Genomic DNA, 20,500 nt, shown 5'->3' with positions numbered 1-20,500 from the left:
CAAGCTGGCAGAACGCCACAGTTTCGCGCCACAAACGCCTATTTCAGGGCTTTAACGCTTCTTTTCGGAGCCTTGGTTTGGTTTTTGCATTTTCCTCGTATCAGCGTGTGCCTCAAGCCCGCGCCTTGCTCCAAAAGAGGTCCCGATGACCATCAGCGATGCACTGCACCGTTTGTTACTCGACAACCTGACCACCGCGACCATCCTGCTCAGTGCCGACCTGCGCCTTGAGTACATGAACCCGGCGGCGGAGATGCTCCTGGCCATCAGCGGCCAGCGCAGCCATGGGCAGTTCATCAGCGAGTTGTTCACCGAGTCGGCCGAAGCCTTGAGCTCGTTGCGCCAGGCGGTGGAGCAGGCGCACCCGTTCACCAAGCGCGAAGCGATGCTCACGGCCCTCACCGGCCAGACCCTGACCGTCGACTACGCCGTGACCCCGATCCTGAGCAACGGCGCCACCCTGCTATTGCTCGAAGTGCATCCTCGCGACCGATTGCTGCGCATCACCAAGGAAGAGGCGCAACTGTCCAAGCAGGAAACCAGCAAGATGCTGGTGCGTGGCCTGGCACATGAGATCAAGAACCCCCTGGGCGGCATTCGCGGTGCTGCGCAGTTGCTGGCCCGGGAGCTGCCGGAGGAGCACCTCAAGGACTACACCAACGTCATCATCGAAGAGGCCGACCGTCTGCGTAACCTGGTGGACCGCATGCTCGGCTCCAACAAATTGCCGTCCCTGGCGTTGACCAACGTGCACGAGGTGCTGGAGCGCGTCTGCCAGTTGGTCGAGGCCGAGAGCCAGGGCTGCATCACCCTGGTACGCGACTACGACCCAAGCATTCCCGACGTATTGATCGACCGCGAGCAGATGATCCAGGCGGTGCTCAATATCGTGCGCAACGCCATGCAGGCCATCAGCAGCCAGAACGAGCTGCGCCTGGGCCGCATCAGCCTGCGCACCCGCGCCCTGCGCCAGTTCACCATCGGCCATGTGCGTCATCGCCTGGTGACCAAGGTCGAGATCATCGACAACGGCCCGGGCATCCCCGCCGAACTGCAGGAAACCATTTTCTTTCCCATGGTCAGCGGCCGCCCGGACGGTACCGGGCTGGGCCTGGCCATTACCCAGAACATCATCAGCCAGCATCAGGGCCTGATCGAATGTGAAAGCCATCCCGGCCACACCACGTTCTCGATCTTCCTGCCATTGGAACAAGGAGCCCCCACGACATGAGCCGTAGTGAAACTGTCTGGATCGTCGATGACGACCGTTCTATCCGCTGGGTTCTGGAGAAAGCCTTGCAACAGGAAGGCATGACCACCCAGAGCTTCGACAGCGCCGACGGCGTGATGAGCCGCCTGGCGCGCCAGCAGCCGGACGTGATCATCTCTGACATCCGCATGCCCGGCGCCAGTGGCCTGGACTTGCTCGCACGCATCCGCGAGCAGCACCCGCGCCTGCCAGTGATCATCATGACTGCTCACTCGGACCTGGACAGCGCTGTCGCGTCCTACCAAGGCGGCGCCTTTGAGTACCTGCCCAAGCCATTCGACGTGGATGAGGCCGTAGCGCTGGTCAAGCGTGCCAACCAGCACGCCCAGGAACAACAGAACCAGGAGGCCCCGCCCACCCTGACCCGCACCCCGGAAATCATCGGTGAAGCGCCGGCGATGCAGGAGGTTTTTCGCGCCATCGGGCGCTTGAGCCACTCCAACATCACCGTGCTGATCAACGGCGAGTCAGGTACCGGCAAAGAGCTGGTGGCTCATGCTCTGCACCGCCACAGCCCACGGGCGGCCTCGCCGTTTATCGCGCTGAACATGGCGGCGATCCCCAAGGACTTGATGGAGTCAGAGCTGTTCGGTCATGAGAAAGGTGCGTTCACCGGCGCCGCCAACCTGCGGCGCGGGCGTTTTGAACAGGCCGACGGCGGTACGCTGTTCCTCGATGAAATCGGTGATATGCCGGCCGATACCCAAACCCGCTTGCTGCGGGTATTGGCGGACGGTGAGTTCTATCGCGTCGGCGGGCATACGCCGGTCAAGGTCGATGTGCGCATCATTGCCGCCACCCACCAGAACCTGGAAACCCTGGTACACGCGGGCAAATTCCGTGAGGACTTGTTCCATCGCCTAAATGTGATCCGTATCCATATCCCACGCATGTCGGACCGCCGCGAAGACATTCCCACCCTCGCCCGCCACTTCCTCAGCCGCGCCGCCCTGGAGCTGGCCGTAGAGCCGAAGCTGCTGAAAAGCGAGACCGAGGAATACCTCAAGAACCTGCCGTGGCCCGGCAATGTGCGCCAACTGGAAAACACCTGCCGCTGGATTACCGTGATGGCGTCCGGGCGCGAAGTGCATATCAGCGACCTGCCGCCTGAGTTGCTGAGCCTGCCCCAGGATTCGGCCCCTGTGACCAACTGGGAACAGGCCTTGCGCCAATGGGCCGACCAGGCCCTGGCCCGCGGCCAGTCGAACCTGCTGGACAGCGCCGTGCCAGCGTTCGAGCGGATCATGATCGAGACCGCCCTCAAGCACACCGCCGGTCGCCGTCGCGACGCGGCAGTGTTGCTCGGTTGGGGACGCAATACCCTGACGCGCAAGATCAAGGAGCTGGGGATGAAGGTGGATGGCGGGGACGACGACGAAAGCGATGACGCCTGATCACACCTCCCAGATCCACTGGAAAGTCTAATGTGGGAGGGGGCTTGCTCCCGATAGCGGTGGGTCAGCTACAGAGTGCTGACTGATACACCGCTATCGGGAGCAAGCCCCCTCCCACATTTGGATCTCTACAAGGCCGCAGGATTGTGCACCGCTTCGATGCACCATGAACCGGCATCGGGCAGACCTTTCAAAGATGAAACAACCGAACAGCCCGGAAAATATTGAGCTGCAAAAACACCAAAGCCCCGTAATCCGGGGCTTTTGGCTTTCTGAAGACATTATTTGGCACAAATCGACGACTCTGGCACGCGCCCTGCAACAACCCCAGTACTATCCAGTTTCGGGGACCTTGGTACAGGCAGGCCGAGAATCCCCTCTTTTATACGGAGCCTTTGGGCTTCACGCTTTTGGGAGCCCTGGTACAGGCAGGCCGGGAACTCCCTCTTTTATCGCTCTTGGAGATGGACCTCCAGCCGCCAGCGGTCATCGACCTGCTCGCCTTTCCATTCCCCTCGCAATGGCCGCGCCGCCACCAGGTTCAGCAGCAAACCGCTATCGGTCTTGCGCACGCGCCAGTTCACATCCTTGTCATTGACCTTAAGTTGCCCGCCGGCAGGCTTGCCCAGTGCATCGAACAGCAGCGCCACGGTGCCATCGATATGTTCGCCATGCAGCTTGGGCTCGCTGTTGAACCACACCACCACACCGTCGACCGCAGGCATTACCTCCAGCAGCTCAACCGGGTCCGGGGTGGTCAGGCGACCAATCATCAGGCCAATCATCAAGCCGACAATCGCCAACGAACCCAAGACCCGCGGCAATAGCTTCGGCCTGGGGTCGTCTTCAGGGGTAGAATGCAGCGCATCTTTGCCTTCGGAGCCGTGCATGTTTCACGTCATCCTTTTTCAACCAGAAATTCCGCCGAATACCGGCAACGTTATCAGGCTGTGCGCCAACAGTGGCTGCCACCTGCATTTGATCGAGCCGCTGGGCTTTGACATGGACGACAAGCGCCTACGCCGCGCCGGGCTGGACTACCACGAGTACGCCACCCTCCAGCGCCATGCCGACCTGGCCAGCTGCCTGGAAAGCCTGGGCCATCCACGGCTGTTTGCGTTCACCACCAAGGGCTCACGGCCGTTTCATGATGCCAGCTTTGCCGAAGGCGACGCCTTCCTGTTCGGCCCGGAAAGCCGTGGCCTGCCGGCCGACGTGCTCGACGCCCTGCCCGACGGCCACCGCCTGCGCTTGCCGATGCGCGAAGGCTGCCGCAGCCTGAATCTGTCCAACACCGTGGCCGTCGCCGTCTACGAAGGCTGGCGCCAACTCGGTTTCAAATAACACGCAAAACAAATGTGGGAGGGGGCTTGCCCCCGATGGCGGAGTGTCAGTCGACATCTAAGTGACTGTTCCACCGCTATCGGGAGCAAGCCCCCTCCCACATTGAGTGCTGCGTCGGGTTCGAGATTACTGAACCGTCGGCGCGCCTTCCTGTTGCATGCGCTGCAGTTCTTGGGCGTACAAAGCATCAAAGTTCACCGGAGCCAGCATCAGCGCCGGGAACGAGCCACGGGTGACCAGGCTGTCCAGCGTCTCGCGAGCATACGGGAACAGGATATTCGGGCAGAACGCACCCAGGGTGTGGCTCATGGACGCTTCGTCCAGGCCCTGGATCAGGAAGATACCGGCCTGTTGCACTTCAGCGATGAAGGCTACTTCTTCGCCATTCTTAACGGTAACCGACAGGGTCAGCACGACTTCGTGGAAGTCACCTTCCAGGGCTTTCTGACGGGTGTTCAGGTCCAGGGCAACGCTTGGGGTCCACTCCTGGCGGAAGATGGCCGGGCTTTTCGGCGCTTCGAACGACAGGTCACGCACGTAGATGCGCTGCAGCGAAAACTGTGGGCCTTGGGTTTCTGCTGCTTCGGTGTTCTGTTGGTCAGTCATCGCAGATCCTTCTCTATCTTGGGGTCTTTAAGGGGTTAGGAGTCAGACGAGCAGCAGCGCGTCGAGTTTACCGGCGCGCTCCAGGGCGAACAGGTCATCGCAACCACCGATGTGCGTGGCGCCGATCCAGATCTGCGGGACCGACGTGCGGCCGGCCTTCTGGGCCATTTCGGCGCGCACCTGGGGCTTGCCATCGACCTTGATCTCTTCGAAGGCCACCTTCTTGCTTTGGAGCAACTGCTTGGCTCGAATGCAATAAGGGCAATAATCGCTGGAATACACGACAACCTGGCTCATATCACTTCACCAGCGGCAGGTTATCGCCACGCCAGCTGCTGATACCACCCGACAGCTTGGCGGCGGTAAAGCCGGTCTTGAGCATCTCGCGGGCGTGGGTGCCGGAGTGCTGGCCTTGGGCATCGACGAGGATGATGGTCTTGGCCTTGTATTTTTCCAGCTCGGCCAAGCGTGCGATCAGCTTGTCCTGCGGGATGTTAAGGGCACCGACGATATGACCGGCGGCATAATCCTTGGCCGGGCGAATATCGACGACAACGGCCTCATCCTTGTTGACCAGCGCGGTCAGCTCCGACGTGCTCAGGCTGCGACCACCGCGGCTCAGTTCATGAGCGATCAGCAGCGCCAGCAGGATGACGAAGGCACCCACGAGCAGGTAGTGGGCAGTGGCAAATGCAATCAGGTGATCAACCATCAAGGAGGTTCCAGGGCGTTAAAATGGCGGTAAGTATACACAGGCGCCAGGGGCGGCCAACCCCCGTAAAGCGGTGACGTGGTTGGAACTTCGCTTTAAACTGCCACTCCCTTTTCAATTGTCTTCCTTTATTACCGCCGCGAGAGGATCTATGACTACTACGCCTAAACCTTTGGTCCTGATAATTCTCGATGGCTTCGGACACAGTGAAAGCCACCACGACAACGCCGTGTACTCGGCCAACAAGCCGGTACTGGATCGCCTGGCCGCCACCGTCCCCAACGGTTTGATCTCAGGTTCCGGCATGGACGTGGGCCTGCCGGACGGCCAGATGGGCAACTCGGAAGTCGGCCACATGAACCTCGGCGCCGGACGAGTGGTATACCAGGACTTCACCCGTGTCACCAAAGCGATCCGCGATGGCGAGTTCTTCGAGAACCCGACCATCTGCGCGGCGGTCGATAAAGCCGTCGCCGCCGGCAAGGCCGTGCACTTCATGGGCCTGCTCTCCGACGGCGGCGTACACAGCCATCAGGACCACCTGGTGGCCATGGCTGAACTGGCCTTCAAGCGCGGGGCTGACAAGATCTACCTGCACGCCTTCCTCGACGGTCGCGACACCCCGCCGAAAAGCGCGCAATCGTCCATCGAACTGCTCGACACCACCTTCGCCGCCCTAGGCAAGGGCCGCATCGCCAGCCTGGTGGGCCGTTACTTCGCCATGGACCGCGACAACCGCTGGGACCGCGTGTCCCAGGCCTACAACCTGATCGTCGACGGCCAGGCCGAATTCCATGCCGCCACCGCCCAGGAAGGCCTGGAAGCCGCTTACGCCCGTGGCGAAAGCGACGAGTTCGTCAAGGCCACTACCATCGGCGAACCGGTGAAGGTCGAAGATGGCGATGCCGTGGTGTTCATGAACTTCCGCGCCGACCGTGCCCGCGAGTTGAGCCATGTGTTTGTCGATGAGGGTTTCAAGGACTTCGAGCGCGCACGCCAGCCGAAAGTCGAGTTCGTCATGCTTACCCAATACGCCGCCAACATCCCGGCGCCGTCGGCTTTCGCCCCCGGCAGCCTGGAAAACGTGCTGGGCGACTATTTGGCGAAGAACGGCAAGACCCAACTGCGCATCGCCGAGACCGAGAAATACGCCCACGTGACCTTTTTCTTCTCCGGTGGCCGCGAAGAACCGTTCCCGGGCGAAGAGCGCATCCTGATCCCGTCGCCAAAAGTCGCCACCTACGACCTGCAGCCGGAAATGAGCGCGCCGGAAGTTACCGACAAGATCGTCGATGCCATCGACAACCAGCGTTACGACGTGATCGTGGTCAACTACGCCAACGGCGACATGGTCGGCCATAGCGGTAACCTGGAAGCGGCGGTCAAGGCCGTTGAATGCCTGGACCTGTGCGTTGGCCGCATTGTCGACGCCCTGGAAAAAGTCGGCGGCGAAGCGCTGATCACCGCAGACCATGGCAACTGCGAGCAGATGTCCGACGAATCCACCGGCCAGGCGCATACCGCCCACACGACCGAGCCGGTGCCGTTCATCTATGTTGGCAAGCGCGACTTCAAGGTACGTGATGGCGGCGTGCTGGCGGATGTGGCGCCGACCATGCTGATGCTGATGGGGCTGGAGAAGCCAAAAGAGATGACCGGGACCTCAATCCTGGTCTGATTTCGACATCATCACAAAACAGTGTTAGAGGGGGCTTGCTCCCGATAGCGGTGTATCAGTCAGCTTATAAGTAGCTGACCCACCGCAATCGGGAGCAAGCCCCCTCCCACATTAGCTTTGCAGCGTTTGGTAGATATCTTTTTGCCATACCACTGCCACTCGGCACCTATCTTGCCCGCAAGCCCCAATTGGGCGTTTTTTTTGCAGCGCTTGGCGGGCATACTAGGCCGTCCCTTTCCCTGGTGTCGCCCGCCTCTATGCTTCGCGCCTTGATAACCCTCGCTCTTGTCTGCCTGCTCCAACCGGCCTTTGCCGATGAGCGTGCACAAACCCAACAACAACTGGACGCTACGCGTCAGGACATTGCCGAGCTGAAAAAGCTGCTGGGCAAGCTCCAGGAAGAAAAATCCGGCGTGCAGAAAGACCTGCGCGGCACGGAAACCGAAATGGGCAAGCTCGAGAAGCAGGTCCAGGAGTTGCAAAAAGAATTAAAGAAGAGCGAGTCGGAACTGGAGCGACTCGACGCTGAGAAAAAAAAACTCCAGAGCGCACGCGTTGAACAGCAACGCCTGATCGCGATCCAGGCCCGTGCCGCGTACCAGAGCGGCCGCCAGGAATACCTCAAGTTGCTGCTCAACCAGCAGAACCCGGAAAAATTCGCCCGCACCCTCACGTATTACGATTACCTGAGCCAGGCGCGCCTGGCGCAATTGAAGGGTTTTAACGAAACCCTGCGCCAGTTGGCCAACGTCGAACAGGAAATTGCCGACCAGCAGTCACAACTGCTCGACCAGAAAAGCGCCCTGGATACCCAGCGCGACCAGTTGGACAAGGTACGCAAGGAACGCCAGCAAGCGCTGGCCAAGCTCAACAACGACGTGAAAGCCCGCGACGCCAAGCTCCAGGCACGCGAGCAGGACCAGGCCGACCTGGCCAAAGTGCTCAAGACCATCGAAGAAACCCTGGCCCGCCAGGCACGCGAGGCCGAAGAGGCGCGGCAAAAAGCGCTGATCGCCCAGCAGGAAGCGGAAAAAAAGCGCCAGCGTGAGGCCGAACTGGCCGCCAGCAGCGACGCGCCAGCACCGCGCAAACCGGCACGCGCAGCCCCTGGCCCGCTGGTGTCCAGCAGCGGCGAGTCGTTCGGCGGCCCTTTTGCATCAGCCCGGGGCAAACTTCCATGGCCAGTTGATGGTCGACTACTGGCACGCTTCGGTGAAACCCGTGGCGATGACACCCGCGCCAAGTGGGATGGGGTGATGATCAGCGCCTCGGCCGGCAGCCAGGTCCATGCCGTCCACGGTGGGCGCGTGGTGTTTGCCGATTGGCTGCGGGGCGCCGGCTTGCTGGTGATTCTCGACCACGGCAATGGCTATTTGAGCCTTTACGGCCACAATCAGACATTACTCAAGTCGGCAGGTGATGTTGTAAAAGCCGGTGAATCCATCTCCACTGTCGGTACCAGTGGCGGCCAGGACACCCCGGCGCTGTACTTCGCTATTCGTCAGCAGGGTCGCCCGAGCGATCCTGCACAATGGTGCAGATCCCAAGGATAGGGTCGCATCTACATTAGGAGTTCGTTCGACATGCTGCATTTGTCCCGCCTCACTTCGTTGGCCTTGACGATCGCCCTGGTGATCGGCGCGCCCCTGGCTTTCGCCGACCAGACTGCACCGGCTGCACCCGCCGCCATGGCCGCGACCACCAAGGCGCCATTGCCGCTGGACGAGCTGCGCACCTTTGCCGAGGTCATGGACCGGATCAAGGCCGCTTATGTCGAACCCGTAGACGACAAGACCCTGCTGGAAAACGCCATCAAGGGCATGCTCAGCAACCTCGACCCGCACTCAGCCTACCTGGGCCCGGAAGATTTCGCTGAACTACAGGAAAGCACCAGCGGTGAGTTCGGCGGCCTGGGCATCGAAGTGGGCTCCGAGGACGGCCAGATCAAGGTGGTCTCGCCCATCGACGATACCCCGGCGTCCAAGGCCGGCATCCAGGCCGGCGACCTGATCGTGAAGATCAACGGCCAGCCGACCCGCGGCCAGAGCATGACCGAGGCCGTCGACAAGATGCGCGGCAAGCTCGGCCAGAAAATCACCCTGACCCTGGTACGGGACGGCGGCAACCCGTTTGACGTGACCCTGGCCCGCGCGACCATCACGGTCAAGAGCGTCAAGAGCCAATTGCTGGAGTCTGGCTACGGCTATATCCGCATCACCCAGTTCCAGGTCAAGACCGGCGATGAAGTGGCCAAGGCCCTGGCCAAGCTGCGCAAGGACAACGGCAAGAAACTCAACGGCATCGTGCTCGACCTGCGTAACAACCCAGGCGGCGTGTTGCAATCGGCGGTGGAAGTGGTCGACCACTTCATTACCAAGGGCCTGATTGTCTACACCAAGGGTCGTATCGCCAACTCCGAACTGCGCTTCTCGGCCACCGGCAACGACCTGAGCGAGAACGTGCCGCTGGCGGTACTGATCAACGGCGGCAGCGCCTCGGCCTCGGAAATCGTCGCCGGCGCCTTGCAGGATCAGAAGCGCGGCGTCCTGATGGGCACCACCACCTTCGGCAAGGGCTCGGTGCAAACCGTGTTGCCGCTGAACAATGAGCGGGCGCTGAAGATCACCACGGCGCTGTACTACACGCCGAACGGCCGCTCGATCCAGGCCCAGGGCATCGTGCCGGACATCGAAGTGCGCAAGGCCAAGATCACCAACGAGATCGACAGCGAGTACTACAAAGAGGCCGACCTGCAAGGTCACCTGGGCAATGGCAACGGCGGCGCCGACCAGCCGACCGGCAGCGGCGCCAAAGCCAAGCCGATGCCGCAGGACGATGACTATCAGTTGGCCCAGGCGCTGAGCCTGCTCAAGGGCCTGAGCATCACCCGCAGCCGTTGATCATGCGTTTTTTCCTGATCATCGCTGTGCTGTGCAGCCTGGCCGGGGTCGCTCAAGCGACCTCGGCCAGCGAGCCACACAAAGCCTACCTGACCCTCATCATCGACGACCTCGGGCAAAACCTGACCCGGGATCGTCGTGTGCTGGCCCTGCCTGGGCCGGTAACCACCGCGATCATGCCCGACACGCCCCACGCCGCCGAATTCGCCCGCGAGGCCCACAAGGCCGGCAAGATCGTGATCCTGCACATGCCCATGGACCCGGCCACCGGGCCCTTCGCCTGGCACCCCGAACTGCCGGTGGAAGAACTCGGCAAGCGCCTGGACGCTGCATTCAAGGCCGTGCCCTATACCGCCGGTATCAACAACCATATGGGCAGCCGCATGACGGCGCAGCCGCAGGCGATGGCATGGTTGATGGCCGAGCTGCAGCGACGTCACAAGTTCTTCGTAGACAGCCGTACCAGCGCGCAAACCGTCGCCGCCGCCGAGGCGCAGAAGATTGGCCTGGCGCATGTTTCGCGGGATGTGTTCCTCGATGACGAACGCACCGAGGCGGCGATTACCACCCAACTGCAAACCGCAATCAAGCTGGCGCATAAGCAGGGGTCGGCGGTGATGATCGGGCACCCTTACCCACAGACCCTGGCGGTGCTGGAGCGCGAACTGCCCAAGCTCAAGGCCCAGGGCGTGGAGTGGATCGATATCAAGTTGATGATCAGTGTGCGCAGTAATCGGGCTATGGCCGGGCACGGCAAAGACGGCATTTACCGCTAAATGAAGGTTGCGAAGATCCAATGTGGGAGGGGCGGTGCGACGATTCGACTTGCTCCCGATGCGGTGGGCCAGCCCCGAATGTATTGACTGACACTCCGCCATCGGGAGCAAGCCCCCTCCCACATTTTTGACCGCGTTTATTCTGCTGATTCCCCTGCGCTGCAAGGGAACTGCCAGCTTTAGAGGTAACGCGCCATGATTTCCTCTACACGACCGCTCTTGCGTAACTCATCCAGCGCCGCCTGGAGCTTGGCGACCACCTCATCAGGCACGTTCTTGTTCAACGCAAGATAGAGCTGCGCGCTATTGAACCGCAACACGGTCTTGAGCCCTGTCACGCCAACCTGACGCGCCAGGTAACGGCCAGCGGGATCGCCGGTGGCCCACAGGTCGATCTGGCCGTCCATGAGTTTTTGCGCATTGTCCTGGTCGCGCAGGGCGACAATCGGATTGAGCCCCTGTTTTCCCAATGCTTCGGCAATCGCATCGCCCTTGTAAGCGCCTATTTTGTAGCGGCGGGCATGCTCAAGGTCGTTGAGCTGGATCTTGCTGTCGGCCTTGGCCAGTAACACCCAATCATCCGGGCCGATGGGGCCTACCCATTTGAACAAGGCTTCACGGTCAGGCAGCCGCGCCATCACAAATACACCGTAGCCGGGCTTTTCCAGGGCGAGCTTGTAGATTCGCTCCCAAGGAAAACGTAGGGTGAGGTTGTAGGAAATACCGGCGCGCTTGAAGGTCTCGCGCACGATGTCCACGGCGATGCCTTCGATGTTCTCGTCCTTGGCGAAGTTCTTGCCGTTTTTCGCCATGTTGTAGGGCGGGAAATTTTCCGTCAGCAGCACCAGGGAAGTGTCAGACGATTCATCGGCGTGTGCCGTAGCCACCATGAGCATGGAGGAACTGGCGAGGGCGAGCAGCAGGTGTTTGAACATGAAGGCTACCGGAATCCATGGCAAGCGCAGAGAGTGCCGCGAGCCTGCCATGGTGTCCAGCAGCGTTTAGCGTACGACGATACCGCGTGCTGCCATATAGGCCTTGGCCTCGGGTACGGTGTATTCGCCAAAGTGGAAAATACTCGCCGCCAGTACGGCGCTGGCGTGGCCTTCGAGCACACCGTCGGCCAGGTGCTGCAGGTTGCCCACGCCACCGGAGGCGATCACCGGAATGCCCAAGGCGTCGCTGATGGCGCGGGTTACCCCCAGGTCGAAACCGTTTTTCATGCCGTCCTGGTCCATGCTGGTCAGCAGGATTTCACCGGCGCCCAGGCCTTCCATCTTCATCGCCCACTCCACCGCGTCCAGCCCGGTAGGCTTGCGCCCGCCGTGAGTGAAGATCTCCCAGCGCGGGGTTTCGCCCGGGCCGGAAACCTTCTTGGCGTCGATGGCGACCACGATGCATTGCGAGCCGAAGTGCTGCGCGGCTTCGCCGACGAACTCAGGGTTGAACACCGCGGCGGTATTGATCGAGACCTTGTCCGCGCCAGCATTGAGCAGGTTGCGGATGTCTTGCACGGTGCGCACGCCACCGCCCACGGTCAGCGGGATAAACACCTGGCTGGCCATGCGCTCGACGGTATGCAAGGTGGTGTCGCGGCCATCGACGCTGGCGGTGATGTCGAGAAAGGTAATCTCGTCGGCACCTTGCTCATCGTAGCGACGGGCGATTTCCACCGGGTCGCCGGCATCGCGGATGTTCTCGAACTTGACACCCTTGACCACGCGACCGTTGTCGACGTCCAGGCAAGGGATGATGCGTTTGGCCAGCGCCATGGTCAGTCCTCAGCCGTTGTAGGCGTCGCAGTAAGCCTGGGCTTGCGCAACGTCCAGGGTGCCTTCGTAAATCGCTCGGCCAGTGATGGCGCCGATGATGCCAGGCGCCTTGGCGTCCAGCAGCGACTTGATGTCACCCAGGTTGTGAATGCCGCCAGAAGCGATCACCGGAATCTTCGTGGCCGCTGCCAAGGCTGCGGTGAACGGCACGTTGCAGCCCTGCATCATGCCGTCTTTGGCGATATCGGTATAAACGATGGCGGACACGCCGTCGGCTTCGAACTGCTTGGCCAGGTCGATCACCTGCACGGTGCTGATTTCAGCCCAGCCGTCGGTGGCGACGAAACCGTCTTTCGCATCCAGGCCGACGATAACCTTGCCCGGGAATGCCCGGCAGGCTTCGGCGACGAAGGCCGGGTCTTTCACCGCCTTGGTGCCGATGATCACGTAGCTCACGCCGGCTTTAACGTAGTGCTCGATGGTTTCCAGGGAGCGAATGCCGCCGCCGATCTGGATCGGCAGGTTCGGGTAGCGCTTGGCGATCGCGGTGACTACTTCGCCATTGACCGGCTGGCCTTCGAAGGCACCGTTCAAGTCCACCAGGTGCAGGCGACGGCAGCCCCCTTCCACCCATTTGGCGGCCATGCTCACCGGGTCATCGGAGAACACCGTGGAATCTTCCATGCGGCCCTGGCGCAAACGTACACAGGCGCCGTCCTTGAGATCGATAGCGGGGATAATCAGCATCTGGCAAACCTTATTCGATATTCAGCAATGCTTGGGAAATCAGGGTTTCTCAAGCGACCACAAGTCGCTTTCGATGCTTTCGAACCTTTCTTTGAGGAGCGTCTGCGTATCGAAAATCGCCCTGTTGTAATAATGCGGCGCCACTTCGGTGGTGAACAACTCAAGAATCTCGGCGACCTCGAACGAACCCAGCTTGAGCTCGAAGCGGTCCTCCATGAACCGCTTGATCTTGTCGGTGGCCGCACGCTCCTGTTCGGGCGTGAGGTTCAAGATCGGCGGTTTCGGTTTCTTGGCCATTTACCAGCGACCGTCCCACGCGGCGAAGTTCTGCAGCAATTGCAGGCCATGGGTATGGCTCTTCTCCGGGTGGAATTGCACGGCAAAGCGCGAACCGTCGGCCAGGGCTGCGGCGAAATCAACGCCGTAGTGTCCACCCCCCACCACCTGGCGCGGGTCACCGGCGGCGATGTAATAGCTGTGCACGAAGTAGAAGCGCGCCATGTCCGGGATCTCATGCCACAGCGGGTGGTCGACGGTGCGGCGCACTTCGTTCCAGCCCATGTGCGGGACTTTCAAATGTTCGCCGTCTTCATGCAGGCCCTTGCCGAAGAACTTCACCTGGCCCGGAAACAGGCCGATGCAGTCGACGCCGTCGTTCTCTTCGCTGCTGTCGAGCAAGGCTTGCATGCCCACGCAGATACCGAGGAACGGACGGTCCTGGCTGACCTCGCGTACCAGGCTGTCAAAGCCCAGGCGGCGGATCTCGGCCATGCAATCGCGAATCGCGCCAACACCGGGGAACACCACACGGTCGGCTTCGCGAATCACGTTGGCATCGCTGGTGATCAGCACCTTGCCGGCGCCTACGTGCTCGAGGGCCTTGGCCACCGAGTGCAGGTTGCCCATGCCGTAGTCGATAACCGCGACCGTCTGCATTACAGGACGCCCTTGGTCGACGGCATTTGCCCGCCCATGCGCTCATCGACTTCCACAGCCATGCGCAACGCGCGGCCGAAAGCCTTGAACACGGTTTCGATCTGGTGGTGGGTGTTGGTGCCGCGCAGGTTGTCGATGTGCAGGCTGACCAGTGCATGGTTGACGAAGCCCTGGAAGAATTCCTGGAACAGGTCGACGTCAAAGCCGCGGCCCACGTTGGCGCGGGTGTAGGGCACGTGCATCTGCAGGCCTGGACGGCCGGAGAAGTCGATGACCACACGCGACAGCGCTTCGTCCAAAGGCACATAGGCATGGCCGTAGCGACGGATGCCTTTCTTGTCGCCGATGGCCTTGGCAAAGGCCTGGCCGAGGGTGATGCCCACGTCTTCCACCATGTGGTGGTCGTCGATGTGCAGGTCGCCCTTGCCGACGATATCCAGGTCGATCAGCCCATGACGGGCGATCTGGTCCAGCATGTGCTCAAGAAAAGGTACACCGATATCAAATCGGGCCTTTCCGGTGCCATCCAGGTTGATCGAGGCTTTGATCTGGGTTTCCAGAGTGTCGCGCTCGACAGACGCCTTACGTTCGGCCATCACCAGCTCCGCAAAATCATTGGGCGAAAAAGGCAGCCATTATAGGGGCGCGGGCGCTAAACAGAAACATCGGAGGGGATAAGACTGATGGAGTGTCGGGGATAGACATGTGCGTACAGGTGCGAACCCACTTATGAAAACTCCGCGCATCCAATGTGGGAGGGGGCAAGCCCCCTCCCACAGCTGATATCAGTGGAACAGTACCGCGGTCTTCTGCAGGGTCACCCACACACCCCACGCCAACGGAATACCTACCACCAGCCAGGCGGCAACCGCCAACGGCTTGCTGCCGGCGGACGCTTTCCACTCCAGTACGGTGGTCGCATCGGCACCTTTGTCATGCCCCAGCGCCTGCTCGGCGGCAAGCTCCGCATCGGTCATGAAGTACTTGTCGGCCACCGGGCGTACCAGCATGTTGCAGATAAAGCCCAGCACCAGCAGGCCGGCGAGGATATACAAAGTGATGTCGTAGGCCGCAGCGCGTTCAACGCCAATGCTCAGCTGATATTCACGCAGGTAGTTCACCAATACTGGCCCCAACACGCCCGCAGCCGCCCAAGCGGTCAGCAGGCGACCGTGGATGGCACCCACCATCTGGGTACCGAACAGGTCAGCCAGGTAAGCCGGGACGGTGGCAAAACCACCGCCGTACATCGACAGCACGATGCAGAAGGCGGCCACGAACAGCGCGACGTTACCCAGGTGCCCCAGGTTCGGGATCAGCGCGTACAGGGCAAAGCCCAGAGCAAAGAACACGAAGTAGGTGTTTTTACGCCCCAGGTAATCGGAGAACGACGCCCAGAAGAACCGGCCCCCGATGTTGAACAGGCTCAGCAGGCCAGTAAAGCCAGCAGCAATGGCCGCAATGGAGGCAAGCTGACCGGCATCCAACTGGCCAAATGGCACGTCAACACCCAGCAGCCTGCCGCCGAACACTTCCTGCAACAGTGGCGAGGCCATGCCGAGGATGCCGATACCGGCCGATACGTTCAGGCACAACACCAGCCATACCAGGCGGAATTGCGGGGTTTTCCACGCGACATTCACATGCACGTGGCGGTGAGTGATCATCGCGTTGCTGGCTTTTTTCGCCGGCGCGGTCCAGCCCTCAGGCTTCCAGCCGGTCGGCGGCACGCGGTACAGCAATGCGCCACCGATCATGAACACGAAGTAAATCGCCGCCATGACCACGAAGCTCTGCCACACGCCCACGCTGGTCGGCGAAGAGAAGTGGCCCATCAGCGCTGCGGCCAGGGGTGCGCCCACCATCGCGCCACCGCCGAAGCCCATGATCGCCATGCCGGTCGCCATGCCGCGCTTGTCCGGGAACCACTTGATCAGGGTCGATACGGGCGAGATATAGCCCAGGCCCAGGCCGATGCCACCAATGACCCCGGAGCCGATCCACATCAGCCAGATCTGGTGGGTATAGATACCCAGCGCAGAAATCAGCAAGCCACCGCACCAGCACAGTGCCGAGACAACCCCGGCCTTGCGCGGCCCGGCATGTTCCAGCCAACCGCCCCAGATCGCTGCCGAGCAGCCCAGGAAGATGAAGAACAGGGTGTAGATCCAGCCCAGCATGGAGATGGGCCAGTCGCATTGAGACGAGAAGACTTGTGCGATGAAGCTCATGTCCGGCGCGCAAGCCACCGGTGCGGTGATCCCCAGCGCCTTGGACAATGGCAGCCAGAATACCGAGAAGCCGTAGGCCATGCCGATACACAAGTGGATGGCCAGGGCGGCCGGTGGAACCAGCCAGCGGTTGAACCCCGGCTTGGCGATGATGCGTTCCTTGGACAGGAACGCGGGCTGTGCGGCGACGGCGCCGGCCACAGTACTAGTGCTCATTGGTGTTTCCCCCATTTATTAATATGCGTCCGTCAGGCGCTCTCTCCCTCGGCCTTGCACGCAAAGCGTGGCCGTTTTGTTGAGTGAAGCTCCCTTTTAGGCGCGACGTTAAGTCGCAGAAGGCGGACGAACGTGCAGAGATTAGCACCAGTGGATGACAGAAAAATCAAACTGCCACTACCTTTTTTGGATTATCTGCATTTTTCTGACGTCAAAATCCTATTTTCGCGTCACTGGATACAATGTAACGATCCGTGAACTGACGCAGGCCGCCGGGCGTTATACTCTGCGGCTAAATTTTGAAATCGACATACAAGGACTCGCCCATGAAAGCGTTCGGCAAAATCCTGGGTCTGGTACTTCTCGGGCTGTTGCTGATCATTGTGGCGCTCGGCTTTGCCCTGACCCACCTCTTCGATCCCAACGACTACAAAGAAGAAATTCGCCAGATAGCCCGCGACAAGGCCCACATCGAGCTGACGCTCAATGGCGATATCGGCTGGAGCCTGTTCCCCTGGCTGGGCCTGGAATTGCACGAGGCCAGCGTCGCGACCCTGACCGCACCGACTCAACCATTCGCCGATTTGCAGATGCTTGGCCTGTCGGTGCGCGTGCTGCCGCTGCTGCGCCGCGAAGTGCAGATGAGCGATGTGCGTGTCGAGGGCCTGAACCTGCGCCTGAACCGCGACAAGCAAGGCCATGGCAACTGGGAAGACATCGGCAAGAACGTACCCGATGCGACTGCCGAGGCCCCCGCAGCCGCGCCTGCGCCAGTGGAACCGGTGGCTGAAACCAAGCCGGAGAAACCGCCACAACCGATCCGCCTGGATATCGACAGCCTGACCATCAACAACGCCCGCGTCGAATACAACGATGAACAGACCGGCAAGCAATTCAGTGCCGAAAGCATCCAGCTCAGTGCCGGCGCGATCCACGAAGGCGCCAGCATTCCACTGAAACTCACCGCGTTCCTGGGCAGCAACCAGCCGCTGATGCGTGTCAAGACCGAGCTGAACGGCAACTTGCGCATCCAGCGTGCCCTCAAGCGCTACCAGTTCGAAGACATGCGCTTTAGCGGCGAAGCCACTGGCGAGCCGTTGCAAGGCAAGACCGTGAGCTTCTCCACCCAGGGCCAACTGCTGGTGGACCTGGCGGCCAACGTCGCCGAATGGACCAACCTGAAACTCTCGGCCAACCAGTTGCGCGCCTTGGGCGAGCTCAAGGCCAACGACCTGGACAAGACCCCGCAAATCAGCGGCGCCCTGTCTGTCGCCCAGTTTGACCTGGCCAAGTTCCTCGACAGCATCGGCCACCCGCTGCCGGCCATGGCTCCGGGCAGCCTGAGCAAGGTCGAGCTGGTCAGCCGTCTGAAGGGCACGCCCACCAGCGTGGCCCTGGAAAACCTGAACCTGAAACTTGACGAAAGCACTTTCACCGGCCGCGTCGCTGTGGACGATTTCGCCAAGCAGTCCCTGCGTGTACAGCTCAAGGTCGATACCTTCAACGCCGACAATTATCTGCCGGCCAAATCCGAAGCGGCCAAAGGCGCAACCGCCGCACGCCAGGCCGAAGTGCAAAGCAGCGAAGCCGGCGCCATGGCAGCCGGGGGCAGCACGCCATTGCCGGACGCACCGACCAAAGGCGCCTGGAGCACGGACAAACTGCTGCCACTGACGCGCCTGCGCAGCCTGGATATCAACGCCGACCTGGCGTTCGGCCAACTCACCCTGAGCCAGTTGCCGATCCAGAACGCGGCGCTGAAAGCTTCGGGTATCGACGGCCAGCTCAAGCTCGACAGCCTGAGTGGCGGGCTCTACAACGGCACCTTCCAGGCCAACGGCACGCTCGATGTGCGCCAGGACCTTCCACTGCTCGCACTGCAAACCCAAATCAAGCAAGTGCCGGTGGAAAAGATCCTGCAAGCCCAGGGGAAAAACCCGCCAGTGAAAGGCCAGGTCACCCTGGACAGCAACCTGACTGGGCGTGGCAACAGCCAGAAGGCCCTGATCGACAGCCTCAACGGTACCGCCAGCTTCGTGATCAATAATGGCGTGCTGCTCAACGCCAACATCGAGCAACAGGTCTGCACCGGTATCGCCCTGCTCAACCGCAAGACCTTGAGCAGCACGCCACCAGGCAAAGACACTCCGTTCCAGGAACTGCGCGGTAACCTGACGTTCCGTAACGGCGTGGCCAGCAACCCCGACCTGAAAGTGCGCATCCCGGGGCTGACAGTCAACGGCAACGGCGATGTCGACTTGCGCGTACTGGGCATGGACTACCGCCTCGGCATCATCGTCGAAGGCGACCAGCGCGAGGTGCCAGACCCGGCCTGCCAGGTCGGCACCAACTTCCAGGGTATCGAAGTGCCGTTGCGCTGCCGCGGCCCACTAGAACTGGGTGCCAAGGCCTGCCGCCTAGACAAGGATGGCCTTGGCCAGGTCGCCCTCAAGGCTGCCGGCAATCGCCTTAACGAGAAATTGGAAGAGAAGCTCGACAAGGTCAATCCAAAAATCAAGGACGCCTTGAAAGGTCTGTTCAACCGATGAGAGACGAGCAGTTTTCAGCGGCGGTACTCGATTGGTACGACCGCCACGGCCGTCATGACCTGCCCTGGCAGCAGGGCATCACGCCTTACCGGGTGTGGGTGTCGGAGATCATGCTGCAACAGACCCAGGTCAGCACCGTGCTCAATTACTTCGACCGGTTCATGGCGTCTCTGCCGACAGTCGAAGCCCTGGCGGCCGCGCCGGAAGACGAAGTGCTGCACCTGTGGACCGGCCTGGGCTACTACACCCGGGCGCGCAACCTGCAGAAGACCGCCAAGATCGTGGTGAACGAGTACGGCGGCGAGTTTCCCCGCGACGTGGATAAACTCACCGAGCTGCCCGGTATCGGCCTGTCCACCGCTGGCGCGATTGCCAGCCTGAGCATGGGCCTGCGCGCGCCGATCCTCGATGGCAACGTCAAGCGCGTGCTGGCACGCTTTACCGCGCAGGAGGGCTACCCGGGCGAGCCCAAGGTGGCCAAACAACTGTGGGCCACCGCAGAGCGCTTCACACCCTTTGAGCGCGTCAACGCCTACACCCAGGCGATGATGGACATGGGTGCCACCCTTTGCACCCGCAGCAAACCCAGCTGCCTGCTGTGCCCGCTGGAAAAAGGCTGCGAAGCCCATATGCTAGGCCTTGAGACACGCTACCCGATCCCCAAGCCGCGCAAGACCATCCCGCAAAAGCGCACGCTGATGCCGATGCTGGCGAACAGCGAGGGCGCGATTCTGCTCTACCGTCGCCCTTCCACGGGCTTGTGGGGCGGTTTGTGGAGCTTGCCGGAACTGGACGACCTGGAGGACCTCGATCACCTGGCCAACCAGCACGCGCTGCAACTGGGCAAGCATCAGGAGCTCCCCGGACTGATCCACACCTTCAGCCACTTCCAGTTGGCCATCGAACCCTGGCTGGTCCAGGTCGAGGAATCCGCCCATCACGTGGCCGAGGCCGACTGGCTCTGGTATAACCTCGCCACCCCGCCGCGCCTGGGCCTTGCCGCCCCGGTGAAAACATTGCTCAAGCGCGCGGCCGACGTATTGAACGCAGGAGTTTCGTCATGACCCGCACCGTAATGTGCCGCAAGTACAAAGAAGAACTGGAAGGACTGGAACGCCCTCCCTATCCGGGCGCCAAGGGCCAGGACATTTACGACAACGTGTCCGCCAAAGCCTGGGGCGACTGGTTGAAACACCAGACCCTGCTGATCAACGAAAAACGCCTGAACATGATGAACGCCGAAGACCGCAAATACCTGGCCGGCGAAATGGACAAGTTCTTTTCCGGCGAGGAATACGCCAAGGCCGACGGCTACGTGCCGCCTGCTCAATAATTGATCAAAAACCGGGGTCTGCACGTAAGCGACGGT

At 61.2% G+C, this 20,500-nt stretch carries 21 protein-coding genes; 10 read left to right on the top strand and 11 right to left on the bottom strand.

Translation table 11 applies throughout. The features are described from left to right. Nucleotides 1–145 precede the first annotated feature (145 nt). The gene (glnL, locus tag QZR30_RS10670) at nucleotides 146–1,231 is read left to right on the top strand and encodes a nitrogen regulation protein NR(II) (RefSeq protein ID WP_311903284.1); all 1,086 of its coding nucleotides are present in this window, start codon (nucleotides 146–148) and stop codon (nucleotides 1,229–1,231) included. Continuing rightward, complete coding sequence (gene ntrC, locus QZR30_RS10665; protein ID WP_046070511.1) at nucleotides 1,228–2,664, top strand: nitrogen regulation protein NR(I); 1,437 nt, start codon at nucleotides 1,228–1,230, stop codon at nucleotides 2,662–2,664. The genes glnL and ntrC overlap by 4 nt, the downstream gene beginning before the upstream one ends. Before the next feature lie 449 nt (nucleotides 2,665–3,113). Here ntrC and QZR30_RS10660 read toward each other — a convergent pair whose 3' ends face one another. Next, a complete protein-coding gene (locus tag QZR30_RS10660; RefSeq protein WP_046070510.1) occupies nucleotides 3,114–3,554 on the bottom strand; it encodes a hypothetical protein in 441 nt (146 codons plus the stop codon). On the opposite strand from QZR30_RS10660, the gene QZR30_RS10655 reads away from it, so the two are divergent. Beyond that, on the top strand, nucleotides 3,553–4,008 hold the full coding sequence (locus tag QZR30_RS10655; protein WP_046070509.1) for a tRNA (cytidine(34)-2'-O)-methyltransferase: 456 nt from the start codon (nucleotides 3,553–3,555) through the stop codon (nucleotides 4,006–4,008). The genes QZR30_RS10660 and QZR30_RS10655 overlap by 2 nt on opposite strands. A gap of 126 nt (nucleotides 4,009–4,134) precedes the next feature. On the opposite strand, the gene secB is transcribed toward QZR30_RS10655, so the two are convergent. Genes secB through QZR30_RS10640 form a run of 3 tightly spaced genes read right to left on the bottom strand, consistent with a single transcriptional unit; the run spans nucleotide 4,135 to nucleotide 5,326 of the window. After that, nucleotides 4,135–4,614 (bottom strand): protein-export chaperone SecB, encoded by a 480-nt coding sequence (gene secB / locus QZR30_RS10650; protein ID WP_043047290.1) that lies wholly within the window; start codon nucleotides 4,612–4,614, stop codon nucleotides 4,135–4,137. Nucleotides 4,615–4,656: 42 nt separating this feature from the next. Further along, nucleotides 4,657–4,911: a glutaredoxin 3 gene (grxC, locus tag QZR30_RS10645; RefSeq protein ID WP_043047291.1), complete on the bottom strand. Its 255-nt coding sequence runs from the start codon at nucleotides 4,909–4,911 to the stop codon at nucleotides 4,657–4,659. Between the two features lies 1 nt (nucleotide 4,912). Continuing rightward, on the bottom strand, nucleotides 4,913–5,326 hold the full coding sequence (locus tag QZR30_RS10640) for a rhodanese-like domain-containing protein (RefSeq protein ID WP_003187796.1): 414 nt from the start codon (nucleotides 5,324–5,326) through the stop codon (nucleotides 4,913–4,915). Between the two features lie 151 nt (nucleotides 5,327–5,477). Here QZR30_RS10640 and gpmI point away from each other — a divergent pair, with 151 nt between their 5' ends. From gpmI to QZR30_RS10620, 4 genes are all read left to right on the top strand, one after another. After that, nucleotides 5,478–7,004: a 2,3-bisphosphoglycerate-independent phosphoglycerate mutase gene (gene gpmI, locus QZR30_RS10635; protein ID WP_068965987.1), complete on the top strand. Its 1,527-nt coding sequence runs from the start codon at nucleotides 5,478–5,480 to the stop codon at nucleotides 7,002–7,004. Nucleotides 7,005–7,261: 257 nt separating this feature from the next. Continuing rightward, on the top strand, nucleotides 7,262–8,557 hold the full coding sequence (locus QZR30_RS10630) for a murein hydrolase activator EnvC family protein (protein ID WP_046070507.1): 1,296 nt from the start codon (nucleotides 7,262–7,264) through the stop codon (nucleotides 8,555–8,557). Between the two features lie 30 nt (nucleotides 8,558–8,587). After that, nucleotides 8,588–9,904 carry a S41 family peptidase gene (locus QZR30_RS10625; protein WP_046070506.1) on the top strand — a complete coding sequence of 439 codons (1,317 nt, stop codon included), beginning with the start codon at nucleotides 8,588–8,590 and terminating at the stop codon, nucleotides 9,902–9,904. Between the two features lie 2 nt (nucleotides 9,905–9,906). Continuing rightward, a complete protein-coding gene (locus tag QZR30_RS10620; RefSeq protein WP_046070505.1) occupies nucleotides 9,907–10,680 on the top strand; it encodes a divergent polysaccharide deacetylase family protein in 774 nt (257 codons plus the stop codon). A 179-nt stretch (nucleotides 10,681–10,859) separates the two neighbouring features. Here QZR30_RS10620 and QZR30_RS10615 read toward each other — a convergent pair whose 3' ends face one another. The 7 genes from QZR30_RS10615 to QZR30_RS10585 all read right to left on the bottom strand — a co-directional run bounded on the left by QZR30_RS10615 (nucleotide 10,860) and on the right by QZR30_RS10585 (nucleotide 16,582). Beyond that, entirely contained in the window at nucleotides 10,860–11,615 is a 756-nt protein-coding gene (locus QZR30_RS10615) for a substrate-binding periplasmic protein (protein ID WP_311903283.1), read from the bottom strand. Nucleotides 11,616–11,681: 66 nt separating this feature from the next. Further along, a complete protein-coding gene (gene hisF, locus QZR30_RS10610; protein WP_003187786.1) occupies nucleotides 11,682–12,452 on the bottom strand; it encodes an imidazole glycerol phosphate synthase subunit HisF in 771 nt (256 codons plus the stop codon). 9 nt (nucleotides 12,453–12,461) lie between these two features. Further along, a complete protein-coding gene (gene hisA / locus QZR30_RS10605; RefSeq protein ID WP_046070503.1) occupies nucleotides 12,462–13,199 on the bottom strand; it encodes a 1-(5-phosphoribosyl)-5-[(5-phosphoribosylamino)methylideneamino]imidazole-4-carboxamide isomerase in 738 nt (245 codons plus the stop codon). A 39-nt stretch (nucleotides 13,200–13,238) separates the two neighbouring features. Continuing rightward, the gene (locus tag QZR30_RS10600; protein WP_043047297.1) at nucleotides 13,239–13,496 is read right to left on the bottom strand and encodes a DUF2164 domain-containing protein; all 258 of its coding nucleotides are present in this window, start codon (nucleotides 13,494–13,496) and stop codon (nucleotides 13,239–13,241) included. After that, entirely contained in the window at nucleotides 13,497–14,135 is a 639-nt protein-coding gene (hisH, locus tag QZR30_RS10595) for an imidazole glycerol phosphate synthase subunit HisH (protein ID WP_043047298.1), read from the bottom strand. It abuts the gene before it with no gap. Then, a complete protein-coding gene (gene hisB, locus QZR30_RS10590) occupies nucleotides 14,135–14,731 on the bottom strand; it encodes an imidazoleglycerol-phosphate dehydratase HisB (protein WP_003187781.1) in 597 nt (198 codons plus the stop codon). The genes hisH and hisB overlap by 1 nt, the downstream gene beginning before the upstream one ends. A gap of 189 nt (nucleotides 14,732–14,920) precedes the next feature. Then, nucleotides 14,921–16,582, bottom strand: coding sequence for an OFA family MFS transporter (locus QZR30_RS10585; RefSeq protein ID WP_046070501.1), 1,662 nt, complete (start codon nucleotides 16,580–16,582; stop codon nucleotides 14,921–14,923). A 326-nt stretch (nucleotides 16,583–16,908) separates the two neighbouring features. Between QZR30_RS10585 and QZR30_RS10580 the strand changes: the two genes are divergently transcribed. Genes QZR30_RS10580 through QZR30_RS10570 form a run of 3 tightly spaced genes read left to right on the top strand, consistent with a single transcriptional unit; the run spans nucleotide 16,909 to nucleotide 20,464 of the window. Continuing rightward, nucleotides 16,909–19,131 carry an AsmA family protein gene (locus tag QZR30_RS10580; RefSeq protein ID WP_311903282.1) on the top strand — a complete coding sequence of 741 codons (2,223 nt, stop codon included), beginning with the start codon at nucleotides 16,909–16,911 and terminating at the stop codon, nucleotides 19,129–19,131. After that, entirely contained in the window at nucleotides 19,128–20,195 is a 1,068-nt protein-coding gene (mutY, locus tag QZR30_RS10575; protein ID WP_311903281.1) for an A/G-specific adenine glycosylase, read from the top strand. The genes QZR30_RS10580 and mutY overlap by 4 nt, the downstream gene beginning before the upstream one ends. Beyond that, on the top strand, nucleotides 20,192–20,464 hold the full coding sequence (locus QZR30_RS10570; protein ID WP_043047303.1) for an oxidative damage protection protein: 273 nt from the start codon (nucleotides 20,192–20,194) through the stop codon (nucleotides 20,462–20,464). The genes mutY and QZR30_RS10570 overlap by 4 nt, the downstream gene beginning before the upstream one ends. The last annotated feature ends 36 nt before the right edge of the window (nucleotides 20,465–20,500 follow it).

Origin of the sequence: Pseudomonas sp. rhizo25 (genome assembly GCF_031931935.1) — a bacterium.
Classification (GTDB): domain Bacteria; phylum Pseudomonadota; class Gammaproteobacteria; order Pseudomonadales; family Pseudomonadaceae; genus Aquipseudomonas; species Aquipseudomonas synxantha.
The sequence above is the reverse complement of the archived record's forward strand: the minus strand, read 5'-3'. Positions and strand labels throughout refer to the sequence as shown.